Origin of the sequence: Pseudomonas sp. RIT-PI-q (assembly GCF_001297125.1) — a bacterium.
Classification (GTDB): Bacteria; Pseudomonadota; Gammaproteobacteria; order Pseudomonadales; family Pseudomonadaceae; genus Aquipseudomonas.
On sequence record NZ_LHPC01000028.1, the window covers coordinates 170,523 to 187,906 of the forward strand.

The 17,384-nt window shown below is 54.6% G+C and carries 18 protein-coding genes; 6 read left to right on the forward strand and 12 right to left on the reverse strand.

What is annotated here, in order from left to right:
• Positions 1–27: 27 nt before the first annotated feature.
• Positions 28–801 (reverse strand): SDR family NAD(P)-dependent oxidoreductase, encoded by a 774-nt coding sequence (locus tag AEQ67_RS13225; RefSeq protein WP_059404300.1) that lies wholly within the window; start codon positions 799–801, stop codon positions 28–30.
• 148 nt (positions 802–949) lie between these two features.
• Here AEQ67_RS13225 and AEQ67_RS13230 point away from each other — a divergent pair, with 148 nt between their 5' ends.
• The 5 genes from AEQ67_RS13230 to AEQ67_RS13245 all read left to right on the forward strand — a co-directional run bounded on the left by AEQ67_RS13230 (position 950) and on the right by AEQ67_RS13245 (position 4,501).
• On the forward strand, positions 950–1,840 hold the full coding sequence (locus tag AEQ67_RS13230) for a LysR family transcriptional regulator (RefSeq protein ID WP_059404301.1): 891 nt from the start codon (positions 950–952) through the stop codon (positions 1,838–1,840).
• A gap of 514 nt (positions 1,841–2,354) precedes the next feature.
• A complete protein-coding gene (locus AEQ67_RS35015) occupies positions 2,355–2,840 on the forward strand; it encodes a hypothetical protein (RefSeq protein ID WP_152974838.1) in 486 nt (161 codons plus the stop codon).
• 265 nt (positions 2,841–3,105) lie between these two features.
• Positions 3,106–3,315: a hypothetical protein gene (locus AEQ67_RS13235; protein WP_059404302.1), complete on the forward strand. Its 210-nt coding sequence runs from the start codon at positions 3,106–3,108 to the stop codon at positions 3,313–3,315.
• A gap of 77 nt (positions 3,316–3,392) precedes the next feature.
• A complete protein-coding gene (locus AEQ67_RS13240; protein WP_082377838.1) occupies positions 3,393–3,986 on the forward strand; it encodes a restriction endonuclease in 594 nt (197 codons plus the stop codon).
• Complete coding sequence (locus tag AEQ67_RS13245) at positions 3,980–4,501, forward strand: hypothetical protein (protein ID WP_059404304.1); 522 nt, start codon at positions 3,980–3,982, stop codon at positions 4,499–4,501. The genes AEQ67_RS13240 and AEQ67_RS13245 overlap by 7 nt, the downstream gene beginning before the upstream one ends.
• Before the next feature lie 700 nt (positions 4,502–5,201).
• On the opposite strand, the gene AEQ67_RS13255 is transcribed toward AEQ67_RS13245, so the two are convergent.
• From AEQ67_RS13255 to AEQ67_RS13300, 10 genes are all read right to left on the reverse strand, one after another.
• Positions 5,202–6,365 (reverse strand): AAA family ATPase, encoded by a 1,164-nt coding sequence (locus AEQ67_RS13255; RefSeq protein ID WP_063854442.1) that lies wholly within the window; start codon positions 6,363–6,365, stop codon positions 5,202–5,204.
• Between the two features lie 285 nt (positions 6,366–6,650).
• The gene (locus AEQ67_RS13260) at positions 6,651–6,845 is read right to left on the reverse strand and encodes a DUF7940 domain-containing protein (protein ID WP_059404306.1); all 195 of its coding nucleotides are present in this window, start codon (positions 6,843–6,845) and stop codon (positions 6,651–6,653) included.
• An 85-nt stretch (positions 6,846–6,930) separates the two neighbouring features.
• On the reverse strand, positions 6,931–7,356 hold the full coding sequence (locus tag AEQ67_RS13265) for a cell wall hydrolase (protein ID WP_059404307.1): 426 nt from the start codon (positions 7,354–7,356) through the stop codon (positions 6,931–6,933).
• Between the two features lie 58 nt (positions 7,357–7,414).
• Positions 7,415–7,630: a hypothetical protein gene (locus tag AEQ67_RS13270; RefSeq protein WP_059404308.1), complete on the reverse strand. Its 216-nt coding sequence runs from the start codon at positions 7,628–7,630 to the stop codon at positions 7,415–7,417.
• Between the two features lie 56 nt (positions 7,631–7,686).
• Positions 7,687–8,340, reverse strand: a complete 654-nt coding sequence (locus tag AEQ67_RS13275; RefSeq protein WP_152974839.1) for a phage tail fiber protein — start codon at positions 8,338–8,340, stop codon at positions 7,687–7,689.
• 336 nt (positions 8,341–8,676) lie between these two features.
• Positions 8,677–9,354 carry a hypothetical protein gene (locus AEQ67_RS13280; RefSeq protein ID WP_059404310.1) on the reverse strand — a complete coding sequence of 226 codons (678 nt, stop codon included), beginning with the start codon at positions 9,352–9,354 and terminating at the stop codon, positions 8,677–8,679.
• Positions 9,354–9,611: a hypothetical protein gene (locus tag AEQ67_RS13285; RefSeq protein WP_236710323.1), complete on the reverse strand. Its 258-nt coding sequence runs from the start codon at positions 9,609–9,611 to the stop codon at positions 9,354–9,356. The genes AEQ67_RS13280 and AEQ67_RS13285 overlap by 1 nt, the downstream gene beginning before the upstream one ends.
• 51 nt (positions 9,612–9,662) lie before the next feature.
• Positions 9,663–14,567: a phage tail tip fiber protein gene (locus AEQ67_RS36710; protein ID WP_082377839.1), complete on the reverse strand. Its 4,905-nt coding sequence runs from the start codon at positions 14,565–14,567 to the stop codon at positions 9,663–9,665.
• Between the two features lie 59 nt (positions 14,568–14,626).
• A complete protein-coding gene (locus AEQ67_RS13295) occupies positions 14,627–15,223 on the reverse strand; it encodes a tail assembly protein (RefSeq protein ID WP_059404312.1) in 597 nt (198 codons plus the stop codon).
• Positions 15,224–15,277: 54 nt separating this feature from the next.
• On the reverse strand, positions 15,278–15,625 hold the full coding sequence (locus AEQ67_RS13300; protein WP_059404313.1) for a hypothetical protein: 348 nt from the start codon (positions 15,623–15,625) through the stop codon (positions 15,278–15,280).
• A gap of 639 nt (positions 15,626–16,264) precedes the next feature.
• Here AEQ67_RS13300 and AEQ67_RS35025 point away from each other — a divergent pair.
• Positions 16,265–16,513: a hypothetical protein gene (locus tag AEQ67_RS35025; RefSeq protein WP_152974840.1), complete on the forward strand. Its 249-nt coding sequence runs from the start codon at positions 16,265–16,267 to the stop codon at positions 16,511–16,513.
• A gap of 106 nt (positions 16,514–16,619) precedes the next feature.
• On the opposite strand, the gene AEQ67_RS13310 is transcribed toward AEQ67_RS35025, so the two are convergent.
• Complete coding sequence (locus tag AEQ67_RS13310; protein ID WP_059404315.1) at positions 16,620–17,384, reverse strand: C40 family peptidase; 765 nt, start codon at positions 17,382–17,384, stop codon at positions 16,620–16,622.

A 17,384-nucleotide genomic window follows, 5' to 3' on the forward strand; every position in this document is an offset into this window, starting at 1 on the left:
TTGTTTTTTTAGGTGCAGGTGCTGAATTCAAACGACGCTGGTCAATCCTCCGTCTACAAAGATCGTTTGGCCGTTGATGAAGTCGGAGGCAGCGGATGCCAGAAATACTGCAGCACCGCACAACTCCTCGACGCGCCCCCAACGACCCGCCGGCGTGCGTTTGCACAGCCATTGGGAAAACTCCTGATTATCCACCAGCGCCCGATTCATCTCCGTCGCAAAGTAGCCAGGGGCCAAGCCATTGGCCTGAATACCGTGGCATGCCCATTCGGCGCACATGCCCTTGGTGAGCATTTTCACCGCGCCTTTGGACGCGGCGTAGGGAGCGATCGTCGGGCGGGCCAGTTCGCTCTGCACTGAACAGATGTTGATGATCTTGCCGCGACGACGAGTGATCATGTGCCGGGCGACTGCCTGGGACACATGGAACACACCGTCCACATTGACCCGCATCAGATCGTGCCAATCGTTAGCGTCATAGTCTTCCAGCGGTGCACGCCGCTGAATGCCGGCATTGTTAACCAGGATATCGATGGCCCCGGTATGCGCCTCAAAGCTGTTTATCGCTTCGAATAGCTGGGCGCGATCCGTGACGTCGAACACCGCGATCTCTGCGCTGACACCCTCATCACGCAACTGACTCGCAATGAGTCGGGCTTTTTCCCTATTGCGATCGTTGATCACCACAGTGGCGCCGGCGGCTCCCAAACCCCGGGCCAATTCGAGTCCGATGCCCTTGCCCGAACCGGTGATCAGGGCTCTGCGCCCGTTCAACTGGAAGCTACTGGTATTGAATGACATGCTGTTCTCCACAAAACGGCCGTTTTTTTTTACGGGTCTTGCTGCCACTTCACCCTAGCCCTTCAATGCCGTCCAATCGTCATTGCTGATCTGGTGATCAAATTCCATGATCACCTCACCAGCGTCCCCCAAGCCCCGGAGCACTCACATGGAAATCAAACACTTGCGGTCATTTGTGACCTTGGCAGAGGAGCTTCACTTCGGTCGCGCAGCCCATCGACTGTCTATCGTTCAACCGGCGCTGAGCATGCAGATCAAGATGCTGGAGGAAGAGCTTGGGGTGCGCCTGTTCGAGCGCAATCGGCACTCGGTAGCACTGACGGAGGTGGGGGCAATCTTCTTGCCTGAGGCTCGCGCGACCTTGCATCAATCGGCCCATGCGGCAGATGTGGCCAGGGCTTCAGGGCGAGGGGAAATAGGTCGTGTGCGTTTGGGCTTCGTATCCTCGGTACTGCCCGAGTGGCTACCCAACCTGATCCGCTCGCTGCATAAGCGGTTCCCGCGCATTGAACTGGAGCTCAAGGATATGCCGGGCCCGGATCAGGCCGCGGCACTGAAAAACGGCCGACTCGATTTCGGGTTGATGCGCTTGCCAGCCGTCATTCCTGGCATTCAGACCCGAGAAGTGTTGCAGGAGACGTTCATTGTTGCCTTCCCGAGCGATCATCCGCTGGCTTCGTGCGACACGTTGCACCCGACAGCGCTCGCTCAAGTGCCCGTTTTCATCTTGGCCAGGCGTTACGCACCAGGCTTTTACGATGGGCTGATGCAAACCCTGAGCGGCCACGGCGCACAGCTGGAAATCGCCTCGGAACTGGGTGAATTCACCACGATGCTCGCGCTGGTTTCCGCCGGACTCGGCGTCGGGTTACTACCCGCCCATGCCGGGCGGGCGCTGCCCGCCAATGTCATTTCCAAACCCTTGGAACTGGGGAACTACCGAGCAACCACCGGTCTTGCCTGGGTTGATCTAAACAGTGCAGTGAAGACCACGGTGTTCAGTTTGATGAGTGAGTTACTTCTTGAACCCGTTGGCTAAGGTTCTCAATAAAAGACAACAGCCTTAGTCACTGAAAAAAAACCCAGGAAAGGAAGATAACGTCGGTCCTAAACACCGTGCTAGAGCGCCAAAGCTGGCATCAACTCACACGAATGCAGTGAGGATTCCACTCAGAGCCAGCCGATTGGTGGGGGTAAAAACAACCAAAAATAAAAAAGGGGCCGCGAGATAAAATCTCGCGACCCCTTGAATTATATGGTCGGGACGGAGTGATTCGAACACTCGACCCCTAGCACCCCATACTGGGGACTGAAGCAACCTAACCTATTGTTTTAAAAAGAATATAGACCATTTTCAGCATGGCAAAAAACCCGCTTTTTTGTGCTTTTGCAAACGGAAACACGCGGCCTCCAAAGGAAGTTTTGCGCGCAAATCCTGCGTATCGCATGACTATTCCTTTGCGCTGGGTTCACGACCTTCAGCCTGTTCAACTCAATACGAGCTATTGTCAATAGGTGCGGCATTCACAACCTATGCGTTTGCGAGGTCATATATGAAGCCTGTACCTGTTCCAGTCAAAATCGCGAAAATCACAGCATTCCAGTCAATCCTGGTTGCTGTAATTACTGCGGTAGGAGGGCTCGCGGCGGCAGGGTACATTGGTCGTGCAACGGTAGAACCACAACGTTGGCTAACTATTGAAAGTGTCGAATCAAATGAGTTTAGAGTTGGACGGATTGTCGTTGAGGTCAACGGACTGCACTTTTCCTATCCCTCGACCGCTGTATGGGCAGAATTTGGAGCTGGCATGTCACGGGAAAAGTTTTCTTTGCCACGATCAAGTGATGGCTATCGCATCTCATTTCGAGCATTCCTTTCCAATCCAGGAGCCTCCTCTCCAACTATTCCTGCGGAGTCACAGGTAGTAGAAACTATCGCCAGCTTCCCAACAAACGGACTCGCATACAGCCTCCACCCGTCAGAAGGAAGCTACAAATCGGCAAATTCGGTAGCAAGGGTTCTCTATCATGTCGAATGATAAAGAACTGTCGTAAAGGGCGGAAAAATCAGGAACCACCATGTCAAGGTGACCGGTAGCCGATTGTAACCTATTGATGTAAAAGGGAAATAAGGCAATTTTTAACCCCGCTAAAACCGCCATATCACCCTATAAGAATCAATAACTTAGCGTTGTATATTCCTACAGTGTTGCCCCTTCTCCCGGCGTCCTGCCAAACAAACACCACTCCTCCAGCATTACGTTTTCCAGATGCTACGCTGTCCCCTTCCATGGAGGATTCGCTATGCCAAATTCTGACCTACTCCCTTCCCTGCTTTACAAGATCAATGAGAACCAACTCGCCCTGGAGGCTGCCATCATGGAGTTGACGCTTTGGGTCGAGCAGCGCGGAGCGGCCGACGTCGCCGACAATGTACGCGGCGCCCTGGACACCATCGGCAAGAACGAAGAGTTCATCAAGCTTACGCTCGCGGTCCTGATGACGCCCGAGTAACCGAATTGTTCAAAATCGGCCATTCTGTGGTGCCGTTGTGATTGCGACTTACGTATGTTGACGCGGTGTGTCAAATAATGTCTGCTGACGCAGACCGCAGCGTGAATTTAGAAGGCAATATGGAACTCAAGGACATAGTTAAGGACTGGGGTGGGTTTGAGCAGCTTGTCAAAAGTATGCATGAAAGCGGCTCAGTCGAAGTTGAGCACAATGTAACGCTAACTGGAAAAAGTGGTGCCACTCGACAAATTGATGTCTTGTTAAAACATCATTGTCCGCCTTATAGCTACCTTACACTTATAGAATGTAAATATTGGAAAAGAAAAGTTGAGCGTGCGAACATAGACGTGCTAGCAATGAGCATTTCTGACTTAAGTGCAGCAAAGGGTGTATTTTTCACAACAGTTGGCTACCAAGAAGGCGCAGAAATTTACGCTAGATCCATGGGAATTACCATTCATGTTGTGCGAGAGTTAACTGACGATGAGTGGGGGTTACCTGGAAAAATAGTTGACTTGTACTTGCAGTTCATCCAGCCAACAATTATCGAGATAGCGCCCGTCATCTCACGAGTTGTTCAAATTAAAGATCCAAATAGTGACATTCCCCTGCCCCCCCCGAGCTCTCACTATATCTCGGCGACGACAGCCTCGAATCTTCAACTGTGGTGATCTCCGCACACAAAAAAAAATACAAATCTTTAGAAAACATTATCGACTTTGCTGCGAAAGAAGGTACAAACCAATTTACACAACGACGCTTATTGATAAATAGCGGCACAGAATGTACTCGATATTTTCGACAGGATTTTAATCTTAACTTTGAAGAAACTCTGATAGTTAAAAGCAAAAACTCATTTTTTGAGATTCTTACAATCCAGATGAAGATGGGCATAAAGGTAGTTCAATCCCGCCTCACAATTGACAGATCAACCAATTACTTGTATGCGCTGGCGGTACAAGACTGCGTTACTAAAGAGATACTTTTATCCTCAAAACATAAAAAAGATCCCCATGCACAGTGGGCGATCTTGTCAAAAGATAAAGAATGTGACAACGCAGATATCGTTAAAAACGGAAGCATTCTAGTGATGACCATGAAAGGGTATTTCCCAAAAGAAGAAATGGACAACTTAACGGAAACACCGCTTCAACCACTGATTACCACTCATATAAACCAGTCTTAAGCTCGGCTTATTCGGTAGTAGGTGCCTGCGGTGAGCAGAATGAGTCTTTGTGCTCCGTCGATATCACTAGCTTTGGATCTATGGCTGCCGTTCAATTTACGGTGTCGAAAGCCATGATGCCCAGAAACTTCTTGGGCACCGTTCGGCCAGCATGACTGATCTATACCCCGCCAGCCGAGGCGCAGAGTGGATCGATACGGCGTGAATTACTACTTCGTTTTATAGAATCCGTGGTGTAGATCTATAAATACAACATAAAAGGTATTCGTGCAGTGGCGATATCGATCATTCTCACAAAATTTATGATTAAGTGCACTGGGGATAGTAAACCCTGCCAGACGGACAGTTCTATCCAAGCGAAACCTTCCCCAAACAGCATCATGCGGTACAAAAGGCGGATGGATAAAATCGGATCGCTTGGGAAAATTACCATATACTTCTAGATAATTCCCATCTCCCTTTCCGGCTGGCGCCGCATTCCAATGAGCCAGTGGTTCCGCGCTAAAATGCTTAAGCTTCTCGAAGAGATCACTAAAAAAAACCTGAGTAAGGTCAGCATGAATATCTTTCGGCTGCTCCAAGTCGAGAAATGAAAAGTTAAACTTTGTCCTTTTAACCAACTTAGAACTTTCTACACTTGTAACAGGAAGAGACGCAAGAAAAGCACTTGTTGATTTATTGGCAAACTTCCTAGACCCACTCATAGTTTAGGTATCCCACCAATTTTTCCTTCCCGATATAACGCCGCAATAGAGCGGTCATTCCTCACGAGATCGCCGGGAATTTGGTCGAGTCGGTAGCAGAAGCTTTCCCCTCGATCCTTGGCAACTAAGATTGTCCTATATTTACCCAAGCAATCGATGATTTCCGAATTATGTGCAGTAAATATGAACTGCGCGCCTTTTTCATTCTTAGACGGATCTTGGAACAAATCAATCAGCTGAGGAAGCAACATAGGGTGACAGTTTTGGTCGAATTCATCCATAACCAACACCCCGCCACTTTTTAAAATACAAAAGTAAATTCCGAGCCTTCTGTAAAGCGCCATAGTTCCACTAGACTCATCACGGGAAGTGAGGAAAAAGCTTTCCGAACTATCGCCCACCTGATGCGCAAAGATAGGAAAATAAACTTCTTCGCCAGACGGGCTTTCGCGGCGCTGAATTACGATATCTAAAATACCCAAATCACTATCTATAATAATTTTTTTTGTAAACTCAAAGGCCTCTTCATTATCATGATAAAACTTTGAAACACTATCCCTATCAAACAGATGCTCGTCTGGCACGACTCCAACATTGGTCACATTGCCGGAAAAGCTTGAAAAAAACTTTGCAATCTTAGCAAACTCGGTAGTAACACCTTTAAGCTTGTACATTAAGATTGTCGAAACCAGCGAAGCATTAGATTTCAGCTCGACCATATCAAGAGCTGAGAAGTCAGCAATTCTTTTTACAATCCGATTTGCCTTCCTCTCGACCAAAAGGGTTTTTCTCTGTAGTTTTTTATATATTGCTTCACGAACGACCAGATTAGGCTTAGCTGTCAGCTCGTAGGAGTATCTAACAGAGTCAACTTCAAAATCAACGTAGAACTCGCTAACCCTGTCATTGTCAAAATAATTTCTAAATCCTAAGCCATCACCTTCTTTAAGCTCAAAAGAAGATGTCATAAAATCTGCTATGAACTCTATCGCCTTGAGTACGTTTGTTTTTCCAGAGGCATTCGCTCCTTTCACACCAAGAACAGTTGAAACTTTTTTACCATGAGATACATTTCTTGGAGTCTTTGCGGAAAGCTCGAAGGATATTTCCATACCCTCTTTGAACGAGAAATAGTTACTTGCCCCGAAGGAATAGATCATTTTTGCCTCAAGCTTAAGCTAATAATGCGTCAAAAATGACGCGTAAGCATGATAAGACATCAAGGAAATATTGACCATCCCCCTGATGCGTCAATGGGCAGATAGGTGGCGAATAGCACGGTTTGGCACGCCAGACCCGAAGCGCGACGCCGTATGACGTTGCAAGCACAAATCCCAAATTTTGCAGTCCGCACAAAAAGTCTGATACGCAACCAACGCTATCAATCCATGATCACCGGTGGCATTGACTCCTATAATTTTTGCCGGGCATGCGCCAGTGCTGTCTTAGGTGCTCAGCTTCTTCTGGGCGATCACGCGAGCAATCATCACCAGGAGGCCCAGCACGCCATAGGCCACAGGAGGAAGTACTGCCTGGAGCTGGGGCATCAGTTGCTCAGCAATACCCAATGCTGCAATCGCACCGCCAGTCTGAACGCTGGACATCTTCAAAGCGTCTTTCCAATTACTAATCAGTTGCATATTTTGTTGCCTCGATTGGTTTGGATGGTTCAGGCCAGCGCCTTCAGCGCGACTGGGTAAAACGTAAACTTCAGTGCTACGTGGCTTACGGCACATCCCTGAAGAAAATGTGGCGCCCGAGAGCAAGCGTCTGCTTGGCGCCCTGAACCCAAACGGGTGGTTTGGGCATGGTCGTCGCGTAGTAATGGGTTGCCCCGCCGGTCGGGTCAGCAACCCTGCCCGCCAACACTTGGTCGGCAGCGATCAGCGCTTGACCAAACTCGCTAAACGGAATCGGCTTTGCGCCGCTTAGGAAGGCGTAGTTCGGGTCATTCCTGTTCCAGCAGCTGAACTGGTACGGCTTCTTGCATACGCCGGGATAGCCCTCCCCCCACCACGACTTGGCCTTGCCGTCGTTCACCCGGTTGCGGATGGTCCAGGCCACGGCAATCTGGCCGGCCAAGCTTTCGCCGCGGGCCTCACCCCACAAGGTGCGGGCGAGGATGTCGCGGTCTTCATCAGTTGTGGTCATGACTTTTCTCCAGGCAAAAAAATCCCGCTCATGGCGGGCCTCGTTAAATGCTCAGCTATCAGCTGGCTGTATCAGCAACGATCTCGGGGACAGACTTCGCCGTAACGGTCACTTTGGCGCTGTAGGTATTGATGAGTTGCGCGGTGCGGACAACGGCTAGGGGTTGCGCAGTCACGATCTCGCGCGCCTGGGCATCGGCCTCTGCGGCAGTGGCAAACTCCAACAGGTTGATGGGGTCGAAAGCATTGCTGGAATTGATGACGATGAAAGGCATGGTGAATCTCCGGTTTCAGATTTTTGGCAAAAAGAAGCCCGCTCAATGGCGGGCTCCTATTCTTCGGTTGTTGTTTCCATCGGCATGGGCAGCTCGGGGGGCTTCGGCATCTCTAACCGAACATCGATCCAACTGTTGAGGGGCACGTCCAGCGCTGCACCCCGGCCCGAGATCATTTCGCCATCGTCCGATAGCGTCCAGCGCTGCTTGAACAACTTGACTATGATCGTACCGTCAGCGGCCTGTTCGGATTCGGTGATACCCAGCGTTCGTCCTCCGTCAGGCGAACAAGGGTCCTGGGTTCGCCAACCTTCAAGGGCCAGGCCGAGGCTACCCGTGATGCGGTATTCACCAACGCCGAGGCGCTCTACAACCACACCGTATGCTTCGCTGTTGGCCACGCCCCACTCGCCGGCGGGCTCGAATGTCTGCTCTTGAAGATCGAGACGCTGGCTGGCCAACACATTCGCTACTCTGACAATGGGTGATGCCGCCGACAGGACTCCGCCGGAGCCGCGCGTGGTGTTTCCTGTGTGGTAAATTTCGCGCATGAGGGCAGTGGCATAGTTGCCCGCTCGAAACCAGATGCGACCGGTAACCGCCATCAGGATCTGCGCACCATATGCGCCAGAGGTGTCGTATGCCGTATTGAGGATCGTCCCGAAAGATGCTGCTTCGGGCGCACCCACTGTGGCTTGAGTAGTCCACATCTGAAATGAGTTTCCCCAAGTATTGATGGTCGAAGCGACTGGTGAATCTCTCCCTCCAGATGTCATAGCCTGGCCTGCGGCATGACCTGCGTTCAGGGTTGCAGCCGTGCCAAGGCCCAGGGCTGCTCTCGCCGTAGACTGGCCGAGTGTGTCCCCCCCCAAGAAGGCGTACAGCTCATTCATGTTCGCCTGCGTCTTTGTGAACGCACTACGCGGTGTATCTCCACCGACACCTGTGGGAGCGGCCCCCAGCGCAATTGTCTGCTTTGCCATACGGCTTACCTGAATTTGGTCAATAAAAAACCCGCACTTGGCGGGTCGACTTTAAAATTTGGTCTACGCATTCATCTTGGCAAACACCGCCGGCATAAAGAACGCAAATGGATTGCTGAATCCATCAGTCACAGCGTAAAGCACGCCGGCATTGAAATCCCACAACGTTTTCACAAGGCGTCCCGCCGCAGCTCCCGTCAGCATGTTCATGCCGAAGGTGTTGATCAGCAGGTATTCGTTTTCCGGAAAGTTGAACGAAACGGTGTAAAAACTTCTTGTGCTGCCTGTGGCGGTGGTTTCAGAGCGAACATATGTCCAGTTCTGGAACGCGCGAGTGAACAACGCAGAGGGTGTACCCGAATCAAACAAGAGCTTTGCCGCTCCATCCCATAACCGAAGTCCGAACTGCGCCACCGGCTGCGCACCAAAGGTGGCGGCGAAGAAGCGGCCATTCGGCTGATTGGTGTTCACGTCATAGGCCCGAACGTAGAACCCGGTCCAGTTGCCAGCGGAGCCCATTACCTGCATTGCGGTCAGCCCGCCAATCCCGCCAGTGTCGGGGCGACAGAACACCAACGGCGGCTCTACGCTGGTAATCACCCTGGGGAAAAATGTCGTTGAGCCCAGCCCGGACTCCTGAGTGGGGGCATATCGACCACTGCAAATAACGTTGAGCCGGGCAAACTCAGAATCGATCACCACCTGATTGCTGTTGTTGATGAAGCTCAGTCCGTAACTCATCAGGCAAACCTTATGACCATTAAACGCATGGTCCCGCTGGTGGATAGGCTGGCCGCGAAAGTGCGCGTGTAGTTGTAGACACGCGCCACCGCCGAGAGCATTTCGGTTTCAAACTGGAAGGATGTTGATTCGTTGTAGGGTCCGGTCGGAATGACGATGGCCACCGAGTTCGACGCATCGCAGCCGGGCACGGAAAAGTCCTGGTTGGTTTTTGCGGCAGTGGCAAAGGTAACCAGGGTCGACAGCACCACGCGCATGGTGAAGGAGTTCTCATCCAGCTGGAGCGCCCCATACCCGCATCCCATAACTCATGCGCTTAGATCTCCCAGTTGCACACGTTTGACACCACTGGCGTCAAAAACCTTCAGCGCGCTATTGGTCATGGTCATGCGACCCGCCCCCGGAACGTTGCCGTTGATTTCGAACACCCCCGCCTTCGTCAGGCGCCAGCCGGTGGTGCCAGCGACGTAGTTGTCAGACTGCAATGCGTCGCCAATCTTGAGCATCGTGATTGACCCGTCCTGAATAAACGCCGATCGGATGAACACCTGGCCACCGGTTACGGCAAACGGTGAAGACAATGTCCCGTTGATTCCGTTGACCACGGCAAACGTGTCGGCACTCACCAGGAAGGTGCTTTGCAGGCCCGCCGGCCCGTTCTCGATACCCAGGCCGATACCCGCGGCGACATACTGACCCTGTGAGTTGACCTGTAACTTCACCGACCACATGGCCGAGGCCTTGCCATCAGCCGCAACCTGCGCCTGACTGACTTGCTGCACAGTTGCTGCGTTCTGATCGACCGTAACCTGGATGTTATCGACACGCCTGCCAACGGCAACCCCGTCCTCGATCCTGGCCGATTGCTCGGACCAGACACCGACGAAGGTGGTGCTGGATCCTGCATAGCCCGCATCGTCGCCGGCGAGCGCCGGATTGACCTGGACATAGATGCCGTCCAGCTTGGTAGCCTGGGCAGTGATCTGGGTTTCGGTACTGGTGACGCGGGTGTCCAGTGAGCCAATGGCCGTGGCTTGGCCGGCAATACCGGTTTCGGCAGTCCCTATTCTTGCGGTGATGCTGGTAAGAGCCGCCCCTTGGCTGGTCAGCGTCGTGCCTTGCTGTGTGACCGTCGACGCCAGCGATTGCAGCGCGCTGTTGTCCGCCTTACCTGCCAAGCCTGTATTGAGCGACGTGATCTGCCCTGCCTGAGTGGTCAGGCCTGTTTCGGTCTGAGTCACCCGGGCATCCAGCGCCGAAGTGGCAGCAGCCTGTCCAGAAACAGATGCAGCCGAGTTGCCAGCGACAAATGGCGAAGGCGTCGTGCTGGTGTTCGCGCCCGCCATTTTCTCAATCATGATGCTGTCGATCGTGATATCCGTCCCGGCCGCCAAGGCAGACATGTTCGGATAGATTGTGATCGCCGCCCGCGCAAATGCGGTTGCCGTGCAAACAAACACTAGGCGTTGCCGCACGGTGTTGAAGGTTGCATTCGCGGAATAGCGATGACTGCCGTTGTACATCGAAACACGCATCGCGCCCGTGGCCGAAGCCTGGACGTACATCGAGACCAGATAGGCGCCGGGCTCCATATCGACGTTCCAGCCGGCCACGTTGTTCGTCGGCGAAAGCATCACGAACTGGCTGGTGGATGTGCTGGCCGTGGTCAGCTTGATACCGAAACCTGATGAGGCCTCGGCAACTGCCACCCCCAACCGCCCAAGGCTGGTCCCGCTGACCGTGGCAGGCAACGTCGTCGACGTCAGCCAACTGTACTTGTCCACCAACAGGTTGGTGCCCGCCGCCCCCAGTCCGCCGATACTCGCTTGAACGCTGGTCAGTGCCTGCCCCTGCGCCGTGATGGTGTCACCTTGCTGCGTCACGGTATTGCTGAGCGCTGAAACCGTGGCCGCCTCGGCTTTGGTGGCCACCTGAGACAACGCGCTGGCTGCAGCTGCCGCCGCATCGGTCGCCACCTTATCGGTCACGGCCGCCCACGCAGCACCGGTCCATCGTTTGGGCGTGTTCGCGCTGCCAGTGATGTCGATCCACAGGTTTTGCGCCAGTTGATCGGCCACCGCCGGCGCAGCGGCTTGTACGATCACTTTGCCCTTACCGCCCGCCAAGGTGTTCGCTGCGTTCGCCGCGTTTTGCGCAGCGGTCACATTGGTGTTGGTGGTGGTCAGACTGTTGTTGAGCCCGGTGATCGCCGTGCCCTGGCTGCTGATTGTCCCTTCCGCCGAGGTGACTCGGATGGTCAGGCTGTTCAATACCGAGGCGTCAGCCTTGCCGGTGAGCGAGGCTTGTAGCCCAGTAATGGCCGTCCCCTGGGCCGTGTTCACTCCCTCGATGCTGGTGATCTTGGTTTCAGTGGTGGTGACGCGTGCAGCCAGACCGTTCGAGTCCTTCACGATCTGGCCCACGTCCAGCCAGTAAGTCGCGTTCGGCGGTGGCGTGTTGATCGGCACCGCTTGAGATGCCTGGTACAGCCGCTGCCCTTGGCGGACGCTCTCGCCGGCGGCGTAAGTCTTGGTGCCGTCGTACTCAAGTGCATCGACGATGTCGCCGATGGCGTCGATCTGCTCCTGAAGCTGATCGGTGACTTCGTCGACTTGGTCGTTCAACTCCTTCAGGCGGTTGTTCACCGAGCCCGGCAGGGTTGGCGGTCCGTCGATGAGTTCGATACGGTCCAAAAGATCTTGGCCAAGTTCAGTCTCACCAATCTTGCCAGCGATCTGATCAAGGATCGGCCCCGCGTCTGCGCTGGCCTGCCCCATGACCCCCATGCCTGTCGGATACCACGGACCTACGTTGCCGGTCCGGTCGATCAAGCGCGCCCAAAAGAAGAACTGCGCCCCTGCCTGCAAGCTCTGCATCGAGTAGTCGCTTTGTGGGTACGCAAGGTCGGCCAGCTTGGTCGCAGCTTCGAGGCTGGTCGATGGCCCGTACCAGATCTCCGTCCGCTGAGTGTCCTCGGCGCCGGCGGGAAAGCCCCAATTGAGGCCAATGCCAAAGAGCAGTGGTGTAGCCGTCAGGAACGACACCGCCGGGGGCAGCCCTTCCTTCCCCTTGAGATTGGTCAGAATCGAACTGCGCCAGATCGACGAGATGTCGAAAGAACTCACCGCGCGGACACGAGCCAAATAAGCGCCCGCATAGATACCGCCGACATCAACACCAGTAGCGCCCGTACGCGGCAGCTTGATCCAGTTGCCGTTGTCCTTGCGCCACTCCACGTGATACCCAACTGCGCCCGGCACTGCCGGCCAAGTGATGGTCATTGTGGCGACGGCGATGCCCTGCGAAACCACAGAGGTGGATGTAACAGTGACACTGGCCGGTGCCGGAACAACAGTGATCGGAATGACGCTGATCGGTCGTTCTTCCAGACGTGCGCCGGTGTCGATGAAAGCGAACTTGCTCGGGTCGTACTGGACGGCCGAAATTTCAAAAACTCCAGACTCTGGTCGCGACACGCTGGTCACTCGATACAGAGGAACGGCCAAGTCGTCGGCATCCAGCGCCCAAACGAGTTCAGGCGCAGGCGCGACTGAGTAGGCAGCGATGACAGTCACCACCCGACCAGCCACGGATTGAACCGTGCGGCCCTCGCACTTTCCGTTAGGCAAGTTCAGGATCAGCCGGTCGCCGGTCTTGACCTGAGTGTCACGGTCCAAGGTAATGGCGCGGCCGGCCACCGCCGAGATGCGACCGCCGATTGCGCGGCCTGCAAGCAATTCGTCGGCCACCGGAATCACGTAGCCAGGCAGTGGGATGCGACCATCCAAGCCAACACGGAAAGTGATCCCGCGATCCTTAGAGTTGGTGAGCAGCGCCCACTTGCCGCGGCGCTGCGCCTCGGACTCGCGTGTACAACCGATTGCGCTGATCTCCAGCGGGTTGTCGCCGTAGCGCCGCTGCAGCTTGGCATCAGTCACTGCGGTGACGTCGGTATCGTAGTTGTTTGCTGGGTTGTCGTAGCTGATCAGGGCGCGACTGTACCGGGTCCGCTCCGATGCGCTTGAGTAGGTGAATTTCCCGTCGATCACATTCGCCCGGGTATAGGCGAAGTCGAAGTCAGTGGCGCGAGGCATGTCGGACAACGTAAAGACTTGGCCCTGGGCCCAGTAGGTCATGCCGCGGTAGATGGTCGAGATATCGCGCAACAACGACCAGGCGTCAGCTTGGCTCTGCAGGTTGAGATTGCAGAGGAAGCGTGGCTCCTGGGCACCCTTCCCATCTGGCACCAGCTGATCGCAATATTGGGCGATCCGGTAAAGCTCCCACTTATCGACCTGCCACGGCTTGATCCGTCGACCGAGGCCGAAGCGGTCGTCGACGGTGATGCCATAAGGGACCCAGGCCGGGTTATCTGTCCAGGCCAGCTTGAAGGTGCCATCCCAAATCCCGTTGTAGGAACGGCTTTCCGGGTTGTAGTTGCTCGGCACCTGCCACTTGCGTGCGCGACAGTCGACCGTCACGGCGGGAATGCTGCGGAACTGCTCGGCCGAAAACTCGATGTAGAGCAGCGCGGTGTTCGGGTAGCGCAGCTTCGCGTCGATTACCTCGGTGAAGCCGGCAATCTGCATGATATCGGCTATTTTGTTGTTGTTCTGGTTGGGCGTGATCCGAGTCACGCGAATCAACCAGCCACTAGTCGCTGCCGGCAGATCAATACGACGGGTGCGCTCGTAAGTGCTGGTGGTCTTGCCGTCCACGGCTTCGCTCAGCACCTGTTGATACGCTCCACCGTCCGTGGCCAGCTCGACCTTGTACTCGATCCGGTAGCCATTGACGTTACCGCTGGAATCAACCGACTGAATGGCTGGCCACGCGAAGCGAAGACGCACAGCTGACAGATCAGTGTTGCTGATAGCTCGAACCCATGGCGTGCCACTGCGCAACTCAATGCCCAGCGTGGTTTCGTTTTCTACAGATGGAATACCCTGGATGTACCCCTGCTCGACCGAGCCGTTGCGGTACTCCCACTTCACGTTCGGGAAGTTCATGTTGCCCTGAGGGTCGTGCAGCGGGGTGTTGTCGAGGTAGATGTCCTGCGCGGTTGGATTGCCGGCAAATTCGCCCTCGCCCATCGCAATCAGGATCTTGGCCACGGCCACCGAGCGCAGGCTGTCGGGCGCTTCGGTCGGGGTCTTTGGCTTGTCCGATCCGCTCTTGGAGCCGAAGACGTCGAGGTTCTGTGCTGCGCCCATGCGTTTCTCCAGGCAATAAAAAACCGCCTCATGGGCGGTCGTGGTGGTCGACGGTTTAGCTACATCTGGTCTTCGGCGTAAATGGCGGCGCTGATAATCGCGCCACCCCAGCGGCGCTTTCCGATACATAGCGGCACCGGGTTTCCGGATGCCGTGGTGTTTTTGGCGCTGCCGAAGGCGTAGCCGGGAGTGTTCTCCGGGGCGGCGCTGGTCTTCAGGCCTTTGGGCTGAGGGCTGAGCATTTGGATCACACCGCCAGCGGTCGACGCTACACCAGCAGAAAGCACCGCAGCCGCAACCGCCGGCCCCCCAGGAACAAAGAAAGAAGCGATGATCAGGACGACACCAATCACAGTCTGCAAAGTTCCAGCCCGCTTGCTCCCTGTAATCACAGGCGCGATCCGAATGTCGCCGTCACCTCCAAACCCAAGCTCTTTTTCTTGAAGGTTTTTCGATCCTCGGAAAACGGCGAACTCTAAACCTACTGCCTTTGCGTTAGAGATAAATCGCTCAAATCCAGGGATTTGAACACATAGAGCTTTTATCGCCTCTGCAGGCGTCCTTACCGAAAGCCGGAAAGATCTACCGAATTTCCTGAGTTGCCCGTACAGCAAGACTGTAGTCATCGACTGGTAATCGATCGCACACGCGGCCATTTCAGTTCTCCATGCATAAAAAAACCGCCCGAAGGCGGCTCTTTTCGATTGATTTTACAGGCAGCTATTGAAGGAATCTTTCAGCGAGCTTCTGCCTAATTGCTGCCAAGCCATACGCTGATAAAGCTTGACGGAGCTGCCGGACGCTGACTTCTTCACATCCAAAACATCATCAGTCTGTCCGTTAAAATCGTTTCCCGCCACGATGCGATAGCCGCTTGAGGTCTCACTCATAATCGAGCTTGATCTGTAGTCTTGCCAGGACGGGTAGACACACAGCGCGTAAGTTTTCGGGTCCTTCTTGGATGTTCCGGATAGCTCGGGAGCCCCCTTCAACAAATCAGATGGCGTCGTACACCCCGCCAACAACATCACCGCCACCGCCCCTATCAAAATCCGCATGATTCTTCCTCGTCCTGAAAGGGGGTGACTGTAGCACCGGGGTGACAGAAACAATAAAGCCCAACCGGGGCTCATCGTGGTGCGCTAATTCTATTTTCGATAGAAACGCCGAAAAATCGCATTTCCGTCATAACGTCGCTGGCAAATTTTTCGAGACGCCCAAGCACACAGCAGAAAGATGGCGCTGAAGACGATAAACAGAAACGTGGAGTTATTCGAGATGTAGTTTTGGGCCAGACCGGATCCCCACAATCCAGCGACAAAACAGAGGATAAGGAGGAAAAATGCAACGCTTCGAGGTGTGCCATAACTCACTTCAGCATGACAACCTCTGCAGACTTGAGCGCCCCATGGGACATTGTTCATACAGTGGGGACAGGTCACAGTGTGATTGCTTGTCACTACTTCATTCCTTTGATTGGTACGGAGCAGTCACTCCGTCGGTAATGGATAAGAGAATATCGGCACCGTCCAAAAAAAATTTAGCTCATTCCCGGCTGTACGAATCCCCAGTAACGCCTAGCACCCACCGAGTAGTAGCCTCCTGCCTCCATGCAACGGATACCCCCAGTCCTTTGCCTGCAAGCCCAAGGACTGGGATTGCGCCAATTTCGGCGCGTTAATGACCTGGAGGTCAATGTGAGTAAAACCCCTGTTTCATCATTTGAGGCCGGCGTAGTTGCCGCGCTGGGCGCCGTATCTCTTTATTTGCGCTCGCGCCCAGACTACGACGCCGCCGAACTTCAAAAGTACGTCAATTTCTTCAAAAACGCGGTTCAGGATGGCGCCGACAAAAGTGCTTACACGCTTCCACTGGACGCGGTTGGTGGGGACTTGAGCAACATCGAGAACGCTATTAAAAACGGCGAAAGCGCTAAACCTCGATAACGCTAATTGGCGCATTGTCGCGTATAACAGCGCCGACAATGCGCACCTTACCGTCAGCAGTAATTTCAAATGGCTGCGCCATAAATTCTCCTGCGGCCTTGCCGCATCATGTGGTTGGTTGTGCATCTTTGTGCCTGAGGATCAGGCGTGCTCGGTCCAGCCATGGCCCGCCGAAGACGATGATCTCCGATGGTCTGCCATACAGGTGGTGCAGCAGGAACGGCCCGGGGCCGAACGCCGCCGCATCCTCGCCGAGCAGCGCCGGATCGGCGCCGAGAAAGATCCCGGCATGGTTCGGGAATACCGTCCGCCCGACTTCCATGACGACCATGTCGCCGCGCTGCGGCTGATCGACACGATAGAACCCGGCTGCCTCGTAGTTCGCCTCGTAAAGGCTGAGATTGTCTTTGCTCTCCCACCAGCCATCGGAACGTTTGAAGGCTTCGAACTCTAGCCCCCACTCGCGCTTGTACCAATCCGCGCAGACCTGCCAGCAGTCCCACGCGCCGTGCACGAACGGCCGATTGAGCAACGGCGTATGCCCGGTCGGAGTGATGCTGCGCAGGTCGCCTTCCGGCCAGCTCAGGATGTGCCATGGCATCGCAGTCGCCTCGCACATGGCCAGGTCATGCGGTGAAGGCCTACTGGTTGCATCCGGATGTGTGTGGAAGATGCCGATCACCTCTCCCACGTCTTCCGCCGCGGCGTAGTCCTCCGGATCAATGCGAAACTCTTCTGTCGGCTCGGTCGCGATGTTCCGGCACGGATAATACTGCTGCTTTCTGCCGATCGCCAGCAGCAACCCGCAGGCCTCCCGGGGATACTGCGCGGCCGCGTGCGCTGTCATGGCGCTCAAGATGTGCTTGCGCAT

What these genes read in the sequence shown, in the direction of transcription:
- AEQ67_RS13225 (WP_059404300.1), bottom strand. Translation starts at nt 801, where the DNA reads ATGTCATTCAATACCAGTAGCTTCCAGTTGAACGGGCGCAGAGCCCTG.
- AEQ67_RS13230 (WP_059404301.1), top strand. Translation starts at nt 950, where the DNA reads ATGGAAATCAAACACTTGCGGTCATTTGTGACCTTGGCAGAGGAGCTT.
- AEQ67_RS35015 (WP_152974838.1), top strand. Translation starts at nt 2,355, where the DNA reads ATGAAGCCTGTACCTGTTCCAGTCAAAATCGCGAAAATCACAGCATTC.
- AEQ67_RS13235 (WP_059404302.1), top strand. Translation starts at nt 3,106, where the DNA reads ATGCCAAATTCTGACCTACTCCCTTCCCTGCTTTACAAGATCAATGAG.
- AEQ67_RS13240 (WP_082377838.1), top strand. Translation starts at nt 3,393, where the DNA reads ATGTCTGCTGACGCAGACCGCAGCGTGAATTTAGAAGGCAATATGGAA.
- AEQ67_RS13255 (WP_063854442.1), bottom strand. Translation starts at nt 6,365, where the DNA reads ATGATCTATTCCTTCGGGGCAAGTAACTATTTCTCGTTCAAAGAGGGT.
- AEQ67_RS13260 (WP_059404306.1), bottom strand. Translation starts at nt 6,845, where the DNA reads ATGCAACTGATTAGTAATTGGAAAGACGCTTTGAAGATGTCCAGCGTT.
- AEQ67_RS13265 (WP_059404307.1), bottom strand. Translation starts at nt 7,356, where the DNA reads ATGACCACAACTGATGAAGACCGCGACATCCTCGCCCGCACCTTGTGG.
- AEQ67_RS13270 (WP_059404308.1), bottom strand. Translation starts at nt 7,630, where the DNA reads ATGCCTTTCATCGTCATCAATTCCAGCAATGCTTTCGACCCCATCAAC.
- AEQ67_RS13275 (WP_152974839.1), bottom strand. Translation starts at nt 8,340, where the DNA reads ATGTGGACTACTCAAGCCACAGTGGGTGCGCCCGAAGCAGCATCTTTC.
- AEQ67_RS13280 (WP_059404310.1), bottom strand. Translation starts at nt 9,354, where the DNA reads ATGAGTTACGGACTGAGCTTCATCAACAACAGCAATCAGGTGGTGATC.
- AEQ67_RS13285 (WP_236710323.1), bottom strand. Translation starts at nt 9,611, where the DNA reads ATGCGCGTGGTGCTGTCGACCCTGGTTACCTTTGCCACTGCCGCAAAA.
- AEQ67_RS36710 (WP_082377839.1), bottom strand. Translation starts at nt 14,567, where the DNA reads ATGGGCGCAGCACAGAACCTCGACGTCTTCGGCTCCAAGAGCGGATCG.
- AEQ67_RS13295 (WP_059404312.1), bottom strand. Translation starts at nt 15,223, where the DNA reads ATGGCCGCGTGTGCGATCGATTACCAGTCGATGACTACAGTCTTGCTG.
- AEQ67_RS13300 (WP_059404313.1), bottom strand. Translation starts at nt 15,625, where the DNA reads ATGCGGATTTTGATAGGGGCGGTGGCGGTGATGTTGTTGGCGGGGTGT.
- AEQ67_RS13310 (WP_059404315.1), bottom strand. Translation starts at nt 17,384, where the DNA reads ATGCGCAAGCACATCTTGAGCGCCATGACAGCGCACGCGGCCGCGCAG.